Here is a 17,914-nt window from a genome sequence, read left to right as displayed (position 1 = left end):
GCCTGTCCTTTTTTTTCGGCCGGCCGGCACATCGCCGGAAGATATGTTATGCCGCGGGAACGCATAGAGCCATCAACCGGCAGCGTCGTTATAAAAAAACAGAACTGTGGTCCGGACCAGAAACAGCCTTCTCCCGCTACGGCGCGGTTTCATTAAAGAAACAAATGGGTCATATTAAAGCAGCATACACGGATAAAAAATCAGACAGCCGGCCCGTTACTCCAAAAAAAAGAGGTTGTCCTGCTTTACAGAACAACCTCCCGTATCCGGTTAAAAAGCTTAGATAATATCCATGGCTTTTACAAAAAAAGTAGTCACAAAAGGCAGTACCAAAGTGAGCCAGGGATTGTGGCTAAAAATCAAGAACAGAAAAAACGCTGTGGAAAGAAAAAACAAGATCCACATTAATCCTTTATTTTTTGATGTAGCTGCCATCTTTTGAAATTTTACACAAAAATAAGGGAACCTGGCTATATAAAAAAAGATGATCGTATAACATTTTTATTTTAGCTCAAAAGCCAGGCGAGACAACGTTTTAAGGCAACCGCTTCTACCTCACCAGGCAGAAAAGCAGCTCTCAACGCGGCAAACGCCCAAAACCGTTCCGAAAATTCTGGCCTTAAAGTCCTCCAAAAAAATCATCGTTTTTTTTGAATGTGTATCAAATACACATTATCTTTATAAAAAAGATCAACGATTATTCAAGAAAACCCCGTTACTTGCCGGTTTCATAGAAAAAGTCTTACAATGAAAGTTCAGTTCAACATCAGGTTCCATACAAACTATGGAGAAAGTTTATGGCTATGTAGTGCAGGCAATACCTGGGGAAACGAACCGGATGCTGGCGACTTCCTGATGAAGTACCTCAACTATGATTACTGGACATTGGAACTGGACATTGACCCTGAAACCCTGCAACAGCCGCTTTCCTATTTTTACATTTTTCAGACTGCCGAAGGCGAGCGGGTCCCCGAATACAAAACAGCCCGCCAGCTGCGGCTTCCCCTGCAGTCGGAAGGGCCCCTGGTTATTTATGATACCTGGATCGCCACCGATGCGATCGAAAACGTATTTTATACCGCACCCTTTGAGGAGGTACTGCTTCCGGCTGCTTCCGAACCGCCGATTATTCCGTTGCCGGAGACCAACTATATCTTTATGGTAAAAGCACCGCTTCTGGAAGCGAACCAGGTTGTTTGCCTGCTGGGCAATAGCGAAGCGCTTTCGAACTGGAATACAGCGGCCCCTGTGCTACTGCAAAAGAACGGCTCTTACTGGATGGCACAGCTTTCAATAAGACCTGCGCCGCTTTTACTGGAGTACAAGTATGGCATATACGATATCAACCAACAGCGCTTTATTGCTTACGAAGAAAAAGAAAACCGGGTGCAGGACTGGCCGGTAACAGAGAACGGAATAACCGTTTTACAGGATGGTTTTATCCGATGCGCCAACAATACCTGGCGCGGTGCAGGGCTGGCCATTCCCGTATTTAGCCTCAGAACGGAGAACGGACTGGGGATCGGTGAATTCAACGATCTTAAACAACTGGCCGATTGGGTGCAGCAAACCGGTTTGAAGTTAATCCAGATCCTGCCCGTAAATGATACCACAGCTACATTTACCTGGCGCGATTCCTATCCCTATGCCGCCATTTCTGCTTTTGCCCTTCATCCGATTTACCTGAACCTGGAAGCGGTAGCCGGTGAAAAAGCGCAGGACCTGGTGAGCGGACTCTGTGCGGATAAAGACCGGCTCAATGCGCTTCCGCAGATCGATTATGAGGCGGTATTGCAATTGAAGATCCAGACGCTTAAAAAACTATTCGACCGGCTGGGTAAGGAACAGCTGCAATCAAAAACCTATAAAGCGTTTTTTGAAACCAACCGGCACTGGCTGCAGCCCTACGCTGTGTTTTGTTACCTGCGGGATCAATATAAAACGGTAGACCATTCCAAATGGACAACAAACAGCATATATGATCCGGCAGCGATGCGTTCGCTCTTCCGGGACAATCCTGTGGTTCGCTTTTATTGTTTTTTACAGTACCACCTGCATCTTCAACTGGAAGAAGCAGTTGTCTACGCGCATAAAAAGGGCATCGTGATCAAAGGAGATATCCCCATCGGTGTATACCGGTATGGTTGTGATACCTGGGTTTCACCGGAACTCTATCATATGGAACTTCAGGCCGGCGCACCTCCTGATGATTTTGCCGTATACGGGCAAAACTGGGGTTTCCCCACCTATAACTGGCCCCGCATGCAGGAAGATCAATTCAGCTGGTGGCGAAGCCGCTTTGAGCAGATGAGCCATTATTTTGATGCATTCCGCATCGACCATATTCTTGGCTTTTTCAGGATCTGGAGCATTCCATTGAATGGCATACAGGGTATCATGGGTTATTTTGATCCAAGTATTGCGCTAAATGCCCGCGAGTTTCATGAACGAGGTATCCAGTTCAGCGAAGACCGGTTCTGCAATCCATTTATCAACAATATTGTGCTGAACCAGGTATTCGGCAACCAGGCAACGCTGGTTAAAGAACAGTTCCTGTCAACGGAGAACGGATTCGACTATTTTTTCCTACCGGATTTTGACAGCCAGCGCAAACTGGAGCATTGGTTCGCCCGCGAAGGCGATCCGGATGATTTGAAACATGGGTTGTTCCTGCTTCTGGCCAATGTACTGATGTTAAAACAGGAAAACGATGGCCTAACCGGTTATCACCCCCGTTTCGGACTGGATCAAACCATCTCTTTCCAATCGCTGCCCCATGATCAACAGGTGAAAATAAAAGCACTTTATAATGATTATTTTTTCAGGCGGCAGGATGCATTCTGGAAAAAGGAATCCATGAAAAAGCTTCCGGAACTGAAAGCCGCCACCAATATGCTGATCTGCGGCGAAGACCTGGGCCTGGTTCCCTCCTGCGTTCCCGAAGTGATGCAGGAACTGGGTATCCTGAGTCTCGAGATTCAGCGCATGCCCAAGCAACCGGGAGCCCGGTTCTTCAACCCAGCCCACGCCCCCTATCTTTCCGTGGTTTCTCCCTCCACGCATGATATGAGTACGATTCGAGGCTGGTGGGAAGAAAACCGCGAACTTACCCAGATCTTCTACAACGAAATGCTGCATCTGCAGGGCGAAGCGCCCCGCCATTGTGAAGACTGGATTAACCGGGAGATCATTAAACAACATCTTGCGGCCCCCGCCATGTGGTGCATTTGTCAGCTACAGGATTTGCTGGGTATGGATGAACATATACGGAGAAAGGATCCGGCAGAAGAGCGGATCAATATTCCTGCAGACCCCCATCATTACTGGCGTTACCGTATGCATATGACCCTTACGGAGCTGATCGGGAACGAGGCTTTCACCCATCTGCTGAAAAAAATGATTGTAAACAGCGGAAGGTAGGCAGGAGTGCATTTTATTTGAAAGAAAGATCACGGGGCCGTAAAGGAATCTTACTTTCCATTGGTTGTTTACATCCCAATATAAGAGATTTAAGGCCGGGCTTCTCATCGGTACGCTTAGATCCGTTTTTATATTTGCTGTAAGGCATTAGATTTTAGATGCTAGATACGAGATACCAGACACCAGATATTAGACGGCTGTCGTCTATAGCCGGAGAAGGATCGCGGAGCAGGACCGGCATCATCTCCTTTTACATTTAATATTTCTCATTGGTTATTTTAAATTCCCGCAAGGGACGATACCTTTGCAGTATGAGCACAGTTACGATCAGGCAGGTTGAAGCGCGGGATAACAGTAAACTCGCCTCCATTATTCGCACGGCATTCCAGGAGTTTAACGCTCCAACAAAAAATACGGTTTTTGAAGATCCTACCACTGACCGTCTCTTCGAACTTTTTCAAACCCCAAAAGCATTGCTATGGGTAGCCGAGCAGGATAATGACCTGCTGGGTTGCTGCGGTATTTATCCCACCGAGGGATTGCCGGAAGGCTGCGCTGAGCTGGTAAAATTTTACCTTTCAGGTACTGCAAGGGGCAAGGGTGTTGGAAAGGCATTATTCCTCAAGTGCCTGGAATCTGCATCCGCCCTGGATTACAAAGAAATATATCTCGAAAGCCTGCCCCAGTTCGCTACTGCCATTGGAATGTATGAAAAAATGGGATTCCGGAAGCTGAACCATCCGTTGGGAAACTCCGGCCATAGCGGTTGCAATATCTGGATGCTGAAAACACTTTAGTCGCTCTGCATCATCCGGGTTCATCACCGGATATCGTTTCGCAGCGAACATCGCTGCCGGAGATATATGAAAGAAAGTTGAAATTCTTATCGCATTATCCTATCTTCACTTCCGAATCGAGTACCTCTTCAACTGCCGCTGTTTGACAGGGCGGTTGCCATTGATCCAAAAGTGATAAATAACCAGAACGGTCTAACGAACCAATAACCCTGCAGGTGATTTCTCAAACGTTTGCTAGAGCGCTCACAATTAACGGCATGCATGATATACAGAAACCAAACGCAAAAAGTAGCAAAAACCGGGGTCCTATTTTTTTTACTGACCGTTCTTCTTTCAGAAGGTTGTAAAAAAGATAACATGGAGATAACCGCAGTATCAAAAACAACAGCAGATGCACTGCGCTCCGGGGGCAAGCCTGGCAACCCCATACTTCCGGGTATTAACAAACCCCTCGGGACCTGGTGGTGGAGTGTAAATAAAAAAGATTGGGATAACTATCTGAACTTTGCCCAACAGAATGGGGTTACGGAAATCTATTTCTCAACCGTGGATTTTTCAGAAACAACTGCCGGGTTTGTCGACAAGGCTGCAAGCAAGGGCATCCGGGTATTTCTGCTCGCGGGCAGCTATGTGTGGATCTCAGATCGTACCGGTTTTATTAACCTTATGAGCAAATACACACAATATCAAAATACTGTAAGCAGCAGCAAACGTTTCGCAGGCATTCACCTGGATGTGGAGCCGCACCAGGATCCGGAATTCCAGCAACGCCGTTCAGAAATCATGCAACAGTATATCGATTTTGTTGTATGGGTCAGCAGCCAGTATGCTGCTGCCGGAAATATTGACTTTGACATCCCCTTCTGGCTGGATGACGTGGTGCTGTATAAGGGTCAAAACCGCCTGTTGTATGAGGCCGTTATTAGTGAGGCCACCCGTGTTTTCATCATGTCGTACAGGGATACGGCTGCAAAAATGTACGAAGTGTCAAAAGAAGAAATTGCCTTTTCGACTTCCTTAACCAAGCAGATCTTTCTGGGTGCAGAAACAGCACCTTCGGCTGAGGGCGATGTTGTTTCTTATGCAGAAGAAGGTAAAGCATATATGTACAGCGAGCTTCAAAAACTGGGGACGCTTTGCGGCAATGCAGATTATGGGGTATCTATACATCATATCACCTCCTGGTACAAGCTGAAGAACTGACGTCCAAAGACCGCAGACGGTAACATAGTACAACGACCTGCTCCTCTATGGAGTTAAGCACCTGACCGGTTTCTTTTTTTATCGGCATAATATTCACGCAGGATGGTTCCGATCAACGGTTGGTAAAAACTCCAGAAAAAACTTTTCCGCTGTGTTTTATCCAGCCGGTTCATAAATAAGAATTTGAACTTTTCGATTCCTTTAAAGTAGGATGTACCGAACGATATGGGGTTATCAGAGAAATCACCTGAGAAATACCAGAACTGGTAATCCTTTCCTTTGTGTGAAAGGACGGCGGGAAAAGCTGCGGGAATGCCATATCGCTGCAGTTCCTTTCTGCCCGCTGCTGTGAGATCAATTGTAAACCGCGCCTGCACCTGGTTCACCGCTGTATCCGGAACCAGAATATCAAACCAATACGAATAATTTACTTTTTCAGGCAACCGATAATGATCCCGGAACGTTTTTTCTGTTTCCATATAAGGGAGTGGTGATACCAGATCTTTACCCGCTTCCAGCACCACGATGGTATTATCGTCGCCCACGAAAACAACACCTTCGTTCTTAAACGGCCAGCTGTTATTATGCCGGCTTGTATACCCTTTTACCAGCCAATGAGGGATATCTTTGTTTTTCGAAGTGTCCAGTTCATCAAAGTACCGCCCGATCCACCCTGTCCACTTAAGACCAAATAATTGCTCAAACCGGTAGCGTTCGGTAAGCGCGGAGGGAGAGCCAATCGTATTAAACTCCGCCAGAACCAGCTTATGCTTCTGCTTCATTTTCTCCATAAAGTCCACGTCCGCTGAACTCAGTCCGCCATACACCATACCGGAGCGCTCCGCTACCCGCTTCTTCAAATACCATTCATTTGCGTACACTCCATAGGTATCTGTGTAATAAGCAAGGTCTGCATCATTGCTCAGTTTGTCCAATAGTGATGCATCGAAACGCTCGAGGCCTTTTAAACGGAATTTTTCATGTGGCTTTGGAAAAAAGCCAAAATAATCGCTGCCTACCCGGTACAGGTGGTGCGCGTCCTTTGTAAACCGGTAATGATTTAAAATCCAGGTCAGCGAAATATGTTCCTGTCCTTTTGGCGTTAAAACGGTCTTATCGATGATGGCCACCACCAGTTGCTTTTTAGGGGTCAGCAGCCAGCATACCCACATTGTGAGTGGTACCAGGAACAATACCCAGGGAAAGAAATAAGCATACCTGCGATTGATTTTCATAACGGGTCTTCTTTAAAAGCGGCGGATATATCCGATACCCGCCTGGAGCTGATTCCCCCTGGTATCAGGCATATATTCCTGGTTAATAAAGGAAGCGCCTAACGTAACGATATTCAATTTGAATGCATGCCTGAAATCAAGATTCACCTTATAGGTTTTCAGCGAATAGGTTGCATTCAGCTGCGGGGCCAGATAACGCTCGTCTGGTGATATACCTGTTCCGATATTCAGCCCGATATAATCATCCGCGCCACCAAAGTAATACCGGCCCAAAAGGTTATAAGAAGCTGAGTTCTTAGTGGTTTTAGAGGGTATGAAATAGGTTCGCGCACCAAATAAAAAGCTGCGGTAATATTTGCCGATATAGGCCGTATAGATATTTGTAGTGGTGGTAAAGTACAGATGCCGGATCCCCAGCTCGGCTTCAAAACTTTTGGGGAGATTGGCGTACACCGAAAGCCCCAGGCGCCAGCGGGGGAAAACGCCTACATTATTGGAGTAGCCGGCATTCATATACAGGTAAAAGGTATTGGAGATCCGGGGATAGGCATCGGCTTCAAACTGTACCCCGTTTTCGCGGAACCGGTTGGCATAATTCACGCGTCCGATTACCGTTCCGATCCGCGTCCGGCGTCCATAGTCAATACTTGCCAGGTGCCAGGCGTCATTAAACTGCTTATCAAAATATACATAGTCATACGATATACCGATCCGGTTTAAAGACCGCTCATCTTTAATGCGGTTACCCAGGGCCAGCGCCTCCGTGTTTTTCTTATTTTTTTTCAGCAAGGTATCTACAATATTCCCTGCTTCCCCGTAACGGCGGAGAGCCGCAAGGATCCGGGCTTTCCGGAGCAGGAGATCTGCCGACGCCGGGTGGTACCCCAGGCCCGCATTGACCCGCTCCAGCGCTGCTTCATTCTGATCGCTCCAAAATTCCAGGTCGGCAGATGCCACGGCAGCATCTTCATAATCCGGCTGTTCTTTCAGTACCGCATCAAAACAGGCTCGCGCACTATCGGGCTGCTTATCCCAGGTATACAACCGCCCCAGGAAAACCCGTATCTCTGCATATTTCGGACTCTGCGTCAATGCCTTTAAAGCATACCGCTTCGCAAGCGTATAGTCCTTATTCACAAAAGCCGCATGCCGTGCCGCCTGAAACAGTCCGTCAGATGTGGTCGTATCGGTCTGGGCAAACATCTGCAAACTGCTCAGAAGCAAGATCCATAACAGACAAGATTTAATTGGCATAATTGATCATTTTTAAATTTCCGATTCAGGTTTACCTTGCTTTCACAGCAATTATTTTCCCGTTGCATATCGGTGGTAAATGGAGTCCGGTATCAACCCCGCACCGTTGATCACCTGCTGGTTCTTCCGCTTAAACCGGTCAAAGGCTCCCGTTACCCGGTTCAATAGTTCCTTTGAATCATCCGGCACCAGGTTCAACTGAGGATCCACTTCAAACAAAGTGCTCATATTGACCATATGGGTTCCCTCTATAAAATCAACCAGGTCATTTTTATCCTGCATCATCGGGTATGCATGTACATTCCGGAAAACCCTTGATGTATCCAGTCCCGACCCGATCCAGCTTACCAGTGAGGGCAGCTGCACCGGGTAGTTATTCCTTAGAAAGGCTAGTAAGGACGGCGCCACATCAAAATGAGAAACCATAGATGAAAAAGCGGCCATGCGGCTTAATAACGGCGAATAGATCAGCAGCGGTACATGATAGCGATCTATTTTACTGTTTAGCGGGAGCTCCGGCATCTGGTGATCCCCCGTTACCAGGAAGATCGTCCGCGCAAAATCACTTCTCTTGCTATAGGCCGTAAAAAAATCCTTTAATGCATCATCTGCATACAGGATACTGGCGTACTGATCGCGGTAGTTACGGGCCACCTGTTTTCCAGACTCCGGGAAATGCAGTGCCGCCAGGCGTTGTTCAAATTTCTTGAAGTAGGTTTCCTGGTCGTTTACCAGGAAAGGACTATGCGTGGCTACGGTTAGCAATACGGAAGCCTTGGGAGCCGTTGATAACGGGTCCTGCGAAGCCAGGTACCAGCGAAATAGTTCTTTATCTCCGTATCCCCACGAAAAGCCGGAGCTGGCTGCGGGTAGTTTCCGGTATCCCGCCGGAAAGCTTTTGAGATCCCTGATCGTACCGATATGGTTCTTTTGCATAAAAAGATCCATATTGTCGAAATGCGCATCTCCACCATAGTAAAACGCCGTCTTGTACCCGTTGTGTTGCAACAAAGAAAACAGGCTGACATGAGGAGGCATCGATGCGCCCAATTCAGCAAAACCACTTCTGGCAAAAGGCAAAGATGCCAAAAGACCGGGCAATACCGAAAAGGTTCTTCCGGATGTGCTCAGGCAGTTTTCCCAATAAAGACCGGCACGGGACAGCGAATCAAAAAAAGGCGTAAAACTACCCAGCCGGGCACCGCTTCCGGCAAATGCACTTCCCAGCCCCTCCACAATGATTACTACCAGGTCGGGTGGAGCGGTTGGTTTGTTAAAGAACGGCGAAAGCTGGTCCGGCGTATCCTCCATACGCAGGAAGGGAAATTTTGTTTCATCTACATATTTAAAGGTCCGGATGGAGTCTACAACTGTTGAGTCGCTATCATAATCGCCGGAGTAAAAATCACTGTAGATATCTGTTTGCAGTTCCGGCGGATTAAAATGGTCGATGGTACCGGAATAAAAATAGTAGGATTTGTTTGCCGACAGATTATCAGCATATTCATTACCGGTATGCAGTTTTGAAGCCCGTAATGCCGGGTGAAACGGCATCAGCAGCGCCAGGAAAATGATCACGCCGTAAACGCTGCCTGCCGGCAGTTTCAGCCTCCGGGGCAGGATCGCCAGGGCGGCTGCAATAAGCGCCAGCACTACGGCAAGCGCAACAAAAATCCAGATACTAACCCCCGCAGCTCCCACCGTTTGCCGGATGTCCGCAAGTTTATACTGCCACAGATCGCCGCCCAGTAAATTGAACGAAAACTGGAAATAGAAAGCCAGGGCCAGTTGTGCCAGGCAAAGGGCGCTGCCCAGCACAATAAAAACGACACGGGCAAATTTTCTACCCGCCCAAAAGCATGCGAAGTACAAAAGATACAACAAAAAGCCGGCACTAGCCACAAATGCCAAGTCCTTCAGCAAACCCGCAAAGAGCGCCTTCCAGAGATACCCGTTGAAACCGTGCCGGAAGGCTTCATATCCCGCTTCGAAAAGGCGCAGCACCAGGAACAGTGCCGCCAACACCAGCAGCTGCGGCACAAAGTCTTTACAGGCGCCTTTTAAGCTTCGCCTGAGGAACGATTCATTTTTAACAGGTTTATGCGGGTACCTCATTTTATGATGTCTTTTTACCAAATCCTTCCCGGGCCATATCGCCCCAGCTATGCCGGTTTCTGAAAATATCCACAAGCCCCCGGATACTGCTCCATACTACGAACGGATGAAAGTTAAACGGCTCGCTTAAGCTTGTCAGCAATAACTTTGCAATATCGGTTTTCCGCCGGTACTGGTTATAGGTTTTCACTTCCATGTAAACCGCAAATGCGGAGTACAGGTAGTTAAAACCAATCACTACTGCAAACAAGGCGATAAAAAGCTCCCAGTCTACAAGCCCCGCAAACACCATCACAAGGAAGGCAAGAAACCCAAGGAATTCAATAACCGGTGCCAGTAACTCAAAAAAGAACCAATATGGATAACTAACCATTCCCAGCAACCGGTACCGGGGGTTAAAAAACATAATCTTGTGAAACTTTAAGGTTTCATAGGTTCCCCGGATCCAGCGGTTCCGCTGCCTTCCCAATACTTTATAAGATGCGGGAGCCTCCGTCCAGCATAAAGGATCGGGAATATAGGTAACTTTGTACGGTTCTTTCCGCTCTTCCATATAACGCCGCATACGCACTACCAGCTCCATGTCTTCACCGACGGTATTGCGGTTATATCCACCGCATTTTATCACTATTTCTTTGTCGAAAGCCCCGAAGGCCCCCGAAATCAGCAACAAGCCGTTGAGCCGGCTCCAGGCCATCCTTCCCAGTAAAAAAGCACGGATGTATTCCAGCGTTTGCATCCGCGGGAGGTAATCTTTAGGCAGTCTTACTTTTACAAGGCTGCCATGCTCCACAAGAGAGGAGTTGGCAATACGGATTACGCCGCCCGAAGCGATTACCCGTTGGGTAGTGGCTTCCATAAACGGTTTTACCATTTTCAAAATAGCATCCTGCTCCAGTATACAATCCACATCAATACAAATGATATAATCATTGCTGGCAATATTTACGCCTACGTTCAGTGCATCGGCCTTGCCCCCGTTCTCCTTATCTACTACCACCACTTTCCGAAGTACCGGGTTCCGGCTTTTATATACGCCCCTGACCTCTTTGGTAGGAATCTGGTCCGGTATAAAAAAATCGATCTTTTCCAGCTGGTAGGCATCAATCAGTTTTTGCAGGCTATCGTCCTTGCTGCCATCGTTTACGATGATCACTTCCAGGTTATAATAATAAATGGAGAGCAGGGAGCGAACGTTATCCACGATCGTAAGTCCCTCATTATAGGCCGGCGCAATGATACTTACGGAAGGAGCATGCATGGAGGAGGCGATCCTCCGGTAATCTGTTACCCGGTTCTGATAGATGTATTTACGCGTTTCGCCGATGGAAAAAATACCGATAAATATATAAAAAGCAAAGAGCACAACGGAATATAAAAATATCCCAAATGCAAAGGCTTCCAGTATCAGAATCCACCAGTTCATTTTTTTAGTTCAAATCTTAGATGATTATAAATTTTACGGAAGGGCAATGGCTGTTCCAGGGCCTTTGCCTCCAGTATGGCCCAGCCGTTGCTGCAACAGGTTGCGATTACACGGGCAGCTCCTAATTTTAAAAACGCATTTTCATTATCCAGCTCTTTTATTAGAAAAGCTTGCTGGGCATCACCGGCAATAACCGCCAGGCTGTTCAACAGCACAATCTGGTTCCTGACAGTTTCACTGGCATACTGCTTACAAAGAATCGCGGCTGTTGAATCGTCGGCGATCTCTTTCAGTGTTTTTGCGGCCTGCCCTCTTACCGCTTCGTTCGCATGCGTTAAACAACAGACCACATCTTCATGCACTTCGAAACACTGGTAAATCTCTGCCAGTCGTAAAGCAAAAATCACTACGGTATCATTATCCGAGTGCAGCCAGCCACTTAACCCCGGTATCGGTTCCGGATCCAGCGGTCGCAGTTGCTCAATCAAATTCAGCTGCTGCCAGTCTGAAATGGATTGGGTGAGTACATTCAGGAACCGCAATCCTTTGAATCCATAAAAATTAAACATGGCAGACTGCGCCTCCCTCCGGATGTATATATTCCGGTTATTGGTTAGCTTAAAGATCCGGGCATTCATATCCTCCTGTTGCATTACAGACAATTCATTAATACCCTTTACTTTCCGGTGCCAGATAACGCTGTTGAGCTTTTTCAGAGAATCTTCCTTGAAACCCAATTCCAGGTACAGGGCTACAACCTTATCTCCCGCAGCTCCTGTTACGCTCTTCTTAAGTTCGATGAGACTATCAAGCGCAAATTGACGTTTATTCGGCTGCTTTAAGTGTTTCACAAACTTGGAAGGAAGCGGGGCAGCAGGAGCATCTTCCAGAATCCATTTGCTTACCCACAGCTCAAAACCCATCCGGAAAGATTGCGGCTGAAAAAAAGCGATTTTACGACGATACAGATTCCAGTAAATCAGCAAGAGCAACCATACAATCAAGGCAGCAAAAACAGCCGCCGTCGCATAAAAAAAACCAGGTTTAAAGAGGTCGAATATTGAAAGCAAGGAAAACAATATCATTAAAAATCAGAATCGGGTGTATACAGTCATCTCTCAGATCAGGAATGCACATCGGCATTGAGGGTTCCCAACAATCTTTTAATCCGCATTTCCAGTTCTTTCAGACCAAAAGGCTTTACCACATAATCATCTGCACCCAACAGGAATGCTTCCTCCACTGCATTCTCCTGCCCCATAGCAGAAAATACAATTACCGGCATCTTTTTATTCTTTGCTTTTGCGGCGTTTAACACCTCCAAACCGGAAACAAAGGGCAACATGATATCTGTAATCACGAGATCTGGCGTAAAGGACTCCAGTTCTGCCAGCGCCTGGCGGCCATCTGCGCAGGAATGCACATCGTAGCCGCTCTTTTTCAGTTTCAGCTCAATGGCACGCAGCAAGGCTGTTGCGTCTTCAACAAGTAAAATTTTCATAGTTTAGTTTTTTCTGATATAAACAAAACCATCTTTATTGTGCTAATAAAGAAGCCAATACCGAGGTAACCATTTAAAGGGCCGTTACAGGGTAATAACTATTATAACAAAGATAAATAAAACCGGCCTTATTTGTGCAAAAGCAGCCCACCTCCCGCACAAGAAGCAGTAATTCGCTCCTTGTTTTAGCAGAAAATATCCGGAGCTACAGCTGGAACAGAATGCAGATTACCGGCCGATGCGGATTATTGGGGATCAAAGAAGACACCGCCGCTGTGGAACGGTCAAAGACAGCGGATATCAGTAGCCTCCGCTGCTTTTTTCTCCGGTTACAATGGTTACGCCGGCACTGCAGCCCAGGCGTGTGGCGCCTGCATCTACCAATTCTTTAGCAAAGGCGTAGTCGCGTATGCCACCGCTCGCTTTTATCTGCACATGAGGTGGCAGGTGCTTTTTAAACAGCTGTACAGCATGTACGCTGGCACCTTTCTCGGCATAGCCGGTTGAGGTTTTCAAATAGTCGATACCGGCAGCGCCGTAGAGTTCGCAGCATTTAATAATCTCGTCATCGGTTAGTACACCGCTTTCAATAATGATTTTAATGACTTTGCCTTTTTCTTTAATCACCGGCATCAGGTGATTGATCTCGTTGGCCAGGTACTGCCAGTCGTTATTCTTCAGGGCAATGAGATTGATCACAATGTCCAGTTCATCCACTCCGTCTACCAGGGCCAGTAATACTTCTGCCAGCTTGGCCTCAATGGCAGAATAACCAAACGGAAACCCGATGACCGTAGCCGTTTTTACCGCAGACCCCTCCAGCAGGGCCTTTGCCTTTTTTACAAACGGAGGTGGAACACAAACGGCGGCAAAGCCATATTGTTTGGCTTCACTGCACAGCTTTTCAATATCACGCACCAGGGTGGTGGGCTTCAGGATGGTATGATCGATGTATTTGGCGATGTCCATTGCTCTTGTTTTAGAGTGCAAACCTACTGATTTCCGGCAGTATTGAGCGGCCGGCCTTCCACTTTTAGCTTTCAGCTATAAGAACCGGAAGCCGGGAGCTCACATCAAGTAGAAAACGGCGCTGATCTGGAATTAACTTTAAACATAAACCCTATCCAAAGACCAGCTCCGGGGAATGAAACTTTGAACTTTAAACCTATAAACCTCGCCTCAGCCCTTATCTTTGCGGAAATTTTGAAGCATGTTTCGTACACAAACCTGCGGTGAACTAAGAATCGCAGACGTTAATAAAGAAGTGACCCTGGCGGGATGGGTGCAAACCGTTCGTAAGTTTGGCAGTATTACTTTTGTGGATCTTCGCGACCGCTACGGCATCACCCAGTTGCTGTTTTCGGAAGCCCTGAATACGCAGCTGGATGCCAATCCGCTGGGCCGCGAATTTGTGCTGCAGATCACCGGAAAGGTAAGCGAGCGCAGCAGTAAGAATAAAAACATTCCAACAGGAGATATTGAGATTCTCGTAGAGCGTTTTACGATCTTAAACAAAAGCATCACCCCTCCCTTTACCATCCAGGATGATACCGATGGCGGAGATGACCTGCGGATGAAATACCGTTTTCTTGACCTGCGGCGGAATGCGGTTAAGAAAAACCTGGAATTGCGGTATTCGGTTAACCGGGCCACCCGCAATTACCTGCACGAACAGGGCTTTATGGATATTGAAACGCCTTTCCTGATCAAATCCACTCCGGAAGGGGCCCGTGACTTTGTGGTTCCATCGCGGATGAACCCCGGCGAATTTTATGCCCTGCCCCAGTCGCCCCAAACCTTTAAACAATTGCTGATGGTAAGCGGGTACGACCGGTACTACCAGATCGTAAAATGCTTCCGTGACGAGGACCTGCGGGCAGACCGGCAGCCGGAATTCACGCAGATCGATTGTGAAATGGCCTTCGTAGAACAGGAAGACATTCTCAACATGTTCGAAAATCTGATCAAGCACATTTTCAAAGCCGTAAAAGGCATCGACTATACCGAAACCGTGGAACGCATGAGCTGGGAAGAAGCCATGTGGCAATACGGCAACGACAAGCCGGATATCCGTTTTGGCATGCAACTGCTGAACCTGAAATATCCTTCGCATGTATTTGGCGGAAAGCCCAACAATGGGCATTTGATCGCAGATGCCGGTTTTGGTATTTTTGACGATGCAGAAACCGTACTGGCCATCGCCGTGCCGGGTTGCAGCGAATATACCCGCAAGCAGACGGATGAACTTACAGAATGGGTAAAACGTCCCCAGATCGGGATGAAGGGACTGGTGTTTATTAAATGCAACACCGATGGAAGCTTCAAAAGCAGTGTAGATAAATTTTACAGTGCAGACCGGCTGAAGGCCATTGCAGCAGCAGCAGCAGCCAAACCCGGCGACCTGATCCTGGTACTGGCCGGTGCCGAAGAACGCACCCGCAAAGCGATGAGCGAACTACGCCTTGAAATGGGCAAACGCCTGGGACTGCGGAAGGAAGATGAATTTAAATTACTGTGGGTACTGGATTTCCCGCTGTTTGAATATGCTGAGGAAGAGAACCGCTGGGTAGCAAGGCACCACCCGTTCACCTCACCCAAGCCCTCGGATATTGAGACCATGATTGGCAACAACCCGAAAATTGAAAATGCGGCAGCATACCTCAAACACCCGTACGCGCATATCAAGGCCAACGCCTATGATATGATTTTGAACGGGAACGAAATCGGGGGTGGCAGCATCCGTATTTACCAAAAGGAATTACAACAAAAAATGTTCGAAGCCCTGGGCATGGATGAAGCAGAGCAGCAGCATAAATTCGGCTTCCTCCTCGGAGCGTTTGAATATGGGGCTCCTCCGCACGGAGGCATCGCCTTTGGGTTCGACCGGTTGTGCTCCATCCTGGGCGGCAGCGAAAGCATCCGCGATTTTATCGCTTTTCCCAAGAACAACAGCGGAAGGGATATTATGCTGGATGCCCCGGCTACCATCGACAATAAGCAGCTGGATGAATTGCAGATAAAAATCGATCTGAAATAACCTGCTGCCCGTTGGGTAGCATTAAGAGCAGATAACTTAAGACCCGGCGTTGATCTTTTACCAAGATGGACGCCGGTCTTTTTATGCCCTTCCACGCTTCGAACCCAAACTCTTTACGATTGGTTCCCACCGCAAGGGAACCAAAGATACTTAACCCCAATAGCACTCGTTGCGGTCTTTGCGGATCCTTTGCTCACTGCGGTCCAATTTTAAAACGCAATGCGCAAAGAACACACCAGGCCCGCTGAGATCTTTACCGGTTCAGCCGCTTTTTTGTATTTTTAAGGCCAAATATGACCCCAATGCTGCAAACAATACCCGGGTATATCCCACAACTGATCATCTTGGGAGCCCTGTTTTATTATCTCATCCGGAAAAGAAATACACTTAGTGTACTTCTCTTTTGCAGTTACCTCGCCTGCGTTATTACCGGGCAGTTACAAATCTACCAGTCGCTTTCGATGCGGGGCGATTTCAGTGAAAAGGCCAGGGCTTTGAAATTATTGGGCATCCTGTCTTTTATAAGTTATACCTTTTTTGCTATTGCCTTTTTAATGCTGATCATCAACATTCTTAAGCCGGCGGCGCAGGACTACCAATTCCTCGATGACTCAAAACAAAGTAACAATGCACCTTCGGAAAATTCATTGTAGCGATTTACCGGAACCAGATCACCCATAAGCCTTCACTATTGATCATTAACCATTCACTTCAAGATTTAACCCCGTCAAGATGAAACGTATTTTTCTATACACACTTTGTTTATCCGTTTTCATTACGGCCTGTAACAAGGAGGATAATTTCAAACCTGATGAACCTAAGGTAAGTACAGAAGCGCAAACCTTAAAAGACATTGCCTATGGCAGCGACAACCTGCAGCGCATGGATATTTACCTGCCTGCAAACCGGTCAACAGCCACCACCAAAGTCTTCATTTTTATACATGGCGGTGCCTGGGCAGAAGGCGACAAAGCAGATGCTGCTCATGCTCCGTTGATCGATTCATTAAGACGACGCCTTCCGGATTGGGCATTTTTCAATTTAAATTACCGGCTCGCCAGTATTAACGGCATTTCAGTCAAAAATAAATTCCCGGCCCAGGAAGAAGATATCAAAACCGCGATCCAGTATATTTACGACCGGCGGCAGACCTTTGTCATTTCCGATAAATGGGTATTTGCTGGCGCCAGTGCCGGGGCACATCTGGCATTGTTACAAGGCTACAAGAACAATACTACGATTAAACCCAAAGCGATCATCGACCTTTTCGGACCCAATGACATGACCGCTTTATATAATTCATATAGCAGTTCCGATCCCGGTGAAGCGTTTCTGATCAATTTATTATTAAGCGGTACGCCCACCAGCAACCCTACAATGTATCATGACAGCAGTCCTATTAACTATGTAACCGCACAGTCTGCCCCTACTATTATATTTCACGGAGGGCTGGATGATGTGGTTCCCAAGGAGCAATCGTATATCCTGGAAGCAAAACTTGACAATGTGGGTGTAAAAAATGAATTTGTCTATTACGACAACCAGACGCATGGGTGGTCAGATCCCGCAATTTGGTACGATTGTCTGAACAAGGCCCAAAATTTCCTTAACGCAAATGTGCAGTAGATGATACCGCTTCTGGTATCCAAATAACGGGAAGGCTTTATGGCATATACACTTCCGTTATTTTTATGACCCGGGCGCAATAAGCCACTCATGTAATTTATCCTTATCTTTTTTTGGCTGCTACAGATTGCGTTGGTGCAATCCGGTGCCGCGTTCCCTATCAACCGGGTCACACAGGTGTTTGCGATAGCATCCTGCCGGGGCAAAACAAAACGGTGACATCTTCGCCAACCTTCGCGCAATGCCTCCCCTTCCCTGCTCTAAAACCAATATTTCTATTAACGGCATTTTGCACCAGTT

13 protein-coding genes are annotated in these 17,914 nt (G+C 47.2%); 6 read left to right on the top strand and 7 right to left on the bottom strand.

Annotation, left to right across the window (positions count from 1 at the left end):
* Positions 1–747: 747 nt before the first annotated feature.
* From LL912_RS22405 to LL912_RS22395, 3 genes are all read left to right on the top strand, one after another.
* A complete protein-coding gene (locus tag LL912_RS22405) occupies positions 748–3,420 on the top strand; it encodes a 4-alpha-glucanotransferase (protein ID WP_235555847.1) in 2,673 nt (890 codons plus the stop codon).
* Positions 3,421–3,731: 311 nt separating this feature from the next.
* Positions 3,732–4,217, top strand: a complete 486-nt coding sequence (locus LL912_RS22400; RefSeq protein ID WP_235555846.1) for a GNAT family N-acetyltransferase — start codon at positions 3,732–3,734, stop codon at positions 4,215–4,217.
* A 357-nt stretch (positions 4,218–4,574) separates the two neighbouring features.
* The gene (locus tag LL912_RS22395) at positions 4,575–5,420 is read left to right on the top strand and encodes a hypothetical protein (RefSeq protein ID WP_235555845.1); all 846 of its coding nucleotides are present in this window, start codon (positions 4,575–4,577) and stop codon (positions 5,418–5,420) included.
* A 53-nt stretch (positions 5,421–5,473) separates the two neighbouring features.
* Here LL912_RS22395 and LL912_RS22390 read toward each other — a convergent pair whose 3' ends face one another.
* The 7 genes from LL912_RS22390 to deoC form a co-directional block, all read right to left on the bottom strand.
* Positions 5,474–6,655, bottom strand: coding sequence for a hypothetical protein (locus LL912_RS22390; protein ID WP_235555844.1), 1,182 nt, complete (start codon positions 6,653–6,655; stop codon positions 5,474–5,476).
* A gap of 12 nt (positions 6,656–6,667) precedes the next feature.
* Positions 6,668–7,909 (bottom strand): YaiO family outer membrane beta-barrel protein, encoded by a 1,242-nt coding sequence (locus LL912_RS22385; protein WP_235555843.1) that lies wholly within the window; start codon positions 7,907–7,909, stop codon positions 6,668–6,670.
* A gap of 51 nt (positions 7,910–7,960) precedes the next feature.
* Positions 7,961–10,024 carry an LTA synthase family protein gene (locus tag LL912_RS22380; RefSeq protein WP_235555842.1) on the bottom strand — a complete coding sequence of 688 codons (2,064 nt, stop codon included), beginning with the start codon at positions 10,022–10,024 and terminating at the stop codon, positions 7,961–7,963.
* A gap of 1 nt (position 10,025) precedes the next feature.
* Positions 10,026–11,450, bottom strand: coding sequence for a glycosyltransferase family 2 protein (locus tag LL912_RS22375; protein ID WP_235555841.1), 1,425 nt, complete (start codon positions 11,448–11,450; stop codon positions 10,026–10,028).
* Positions 11,447–12,373, bottom strand: coding sequence for a HEAT repeat domain-containing protein (locus LL912_RS22370; RefSeq protein ID WP_235555840.1), 927 nt, complete (start codon positions 12,371–12,373; stop codon positions 11,447–11,449). Before LL912_RS22370 ends, LL912_RS22375 begins: the two co-directional genes overlap by 4 nt.
* Positions 12,374–12,573: 200 nt before the next feature.
* Complete coding sequence (locus LL912_RS22365; protein WP_235555839.1) at positions 12,574–12,951, bottom strand: response regulator transcription factor; 378 nt, start codon at positions 12,949–12,951, stop codon at positions 12,574–12,576.
* 300 nt (positions 12,952–13,251) lie between these two features.
* On the bottom strand, positions 13,252–13,920 hold the full coding sequence (gene deoC, locus LL912_RS22360; RefSeq protein ID WP_235555838.1) for a deoxyribose-phosphate aldolase: 669 nt from the start codon (positions 13,918–13,920) through the stop codon (positions 13,252–13,254).
* 241 nt (positions 13,921–14,161) lie between these two features.
* On the opposite strand from deoC, the gene aspS reads away from it, so the two are divergent.
* The 3 genes from aspS to LL912_RS22345 all read left to right on the top strand — a co-directional run bounded on the left by aspS (position 14,162) and on the right by LL912_RS22345 (position 17,614).
* Complete coding sequence (gene aspS, locus LL912_RS22355) at positions 14,162–15,988, top strand: aspartate--tRNA ligase (RefSeq protein ID WP_235555837.1); 1,827 nt, start codon at positions 14,162–14,164, stop codon at positions 15,986–15,988.
* A gap of 302 nt (positions 15,989–16,290) precedes the next feature.
* Entirely contained in the window at positions 16,291–16,641 is a 351-nt protein-coding gene (locus LL912_RS22350; RefSeq protein WP_235555836.1) for a hypothetical protein, read from the top strand.
* A gap of 79 nt (positions 16,642–16,720) precedes the next feature.
* Positions 16,721–17,614 carry an alpha/beta hydrolase gene (locus LL912_RS22345; RefSeq protein WP_235555835.1) on the top strand — a complete coding sequence of 298 codons (894 nt, stop codon included), beginning with the start codon at positions 16,721–16,723 and terminating at the stop codon, positions 17,612–17,614.
* Positions 17,615–17,914 lie beyond the last annotated feature (300 nt).

Source organism: Niabella agricola, assembly GCF_021538615.1.
GTDB classification, from domain to species: Bacteria; Bacteroidota; Bacteroidia; order Chitinophagales; family Chitinophagaceae; genus Niabella; species Niabella agricola.
Note: the sequence above shows the minus strand (reverse complement) of the source record. Positions and strands in the feature narration are given on the sequence as shown.

Bases quoted from the DNA above. Each gene is read 5' to 3' on its own strand.
- LL912_RS22405 (WP_235555847.1), top strand. From the start codon at position 748: ATGAAAGTTCAGTTCAACATCAGGTTCCATACAAACTATGGAGAAAGT.
- LL912_RS22400 (WP_235555846.1), top strand. From the start codon at position 3,732: ATGAGCACAGTTACGATCAGGCAGGTTGAAGCGCGGGATAACAGTAAA.
- LL912_RS22395 (WP_235555845.1), top strand. From the start codon at position 4,575: ATGGAGATAACCGCAGTATCAAAAACAACAGCAGATGCACTGCGCTCC.
- LL912_RS22390 (WP_235555844.1), bottom strand. From the start codon at position 6,655: ATGAAAATCAATCGCAGGTATGCTTATTTCTTTCCCTGGGTATTGTTC.
- LL912_RS22385 (WP_235555843.1), bottom strand. From the start codon at position 7,909: ATGCCAATTAAATCTTGTCTGTTATGGATCTTGCTTCTGAGCAGTTTG.
- LL912_RS22380 (WP_235555842.1), bottom strand. From the start codon at position 10,024: ATGAGGTACCCGCATAAACCTGTTAAAAATGAATCGTTCCTCAGGCGA.
- LL912_RS22375 (WP_235555841.1), bottom strand. From the start codon at position 11,450: ATGAACTGGTGGATTCTGATACTGGAAGCCTTTGCATTTGGGATATTT.
- LL912_RS22370 (WP_235555840.1), bottom strand. From the start codon at position 12,373: ATGGGTTTTGAGCTGTGGGTAAGCAAATGGATTCTGGAAGATGCTCCT.
- LL912_RS22365 (WP_235555839.1), bottom strand. From the start codon at position 12,951: ATGAAAATTTTACTTGTTGAAGACGCAACAGCCTTGCTGCGTGCCATT.
- deoC (WP_235555838.1), bottom strand. From the start codon at position 13,920: ATGGACATCGCCAAATACATCGATCATACCATCCTGAAGCCCACCACC.
- aspS (WP_235555837.1), top strand. From the start codon at position 14,162: ATGTTTCGTACACAAACCTGCGGTGAACTAAGAATCGCAGACGTTAAT.
- LL912_RS22350 (WP_235555836.1), top strand. From the start codon at position 16,291: ATGCTGCAAACAATACCCGGGTATATCCCACAACTGATCATCTTGGGA.
- LL912_RS22345 (WP_235555835.1), top strand. From the start codon at position 16,721: ATGAAACGTATTTTTCTATACACACTTTGTTTATCCGTTTTCATTACG.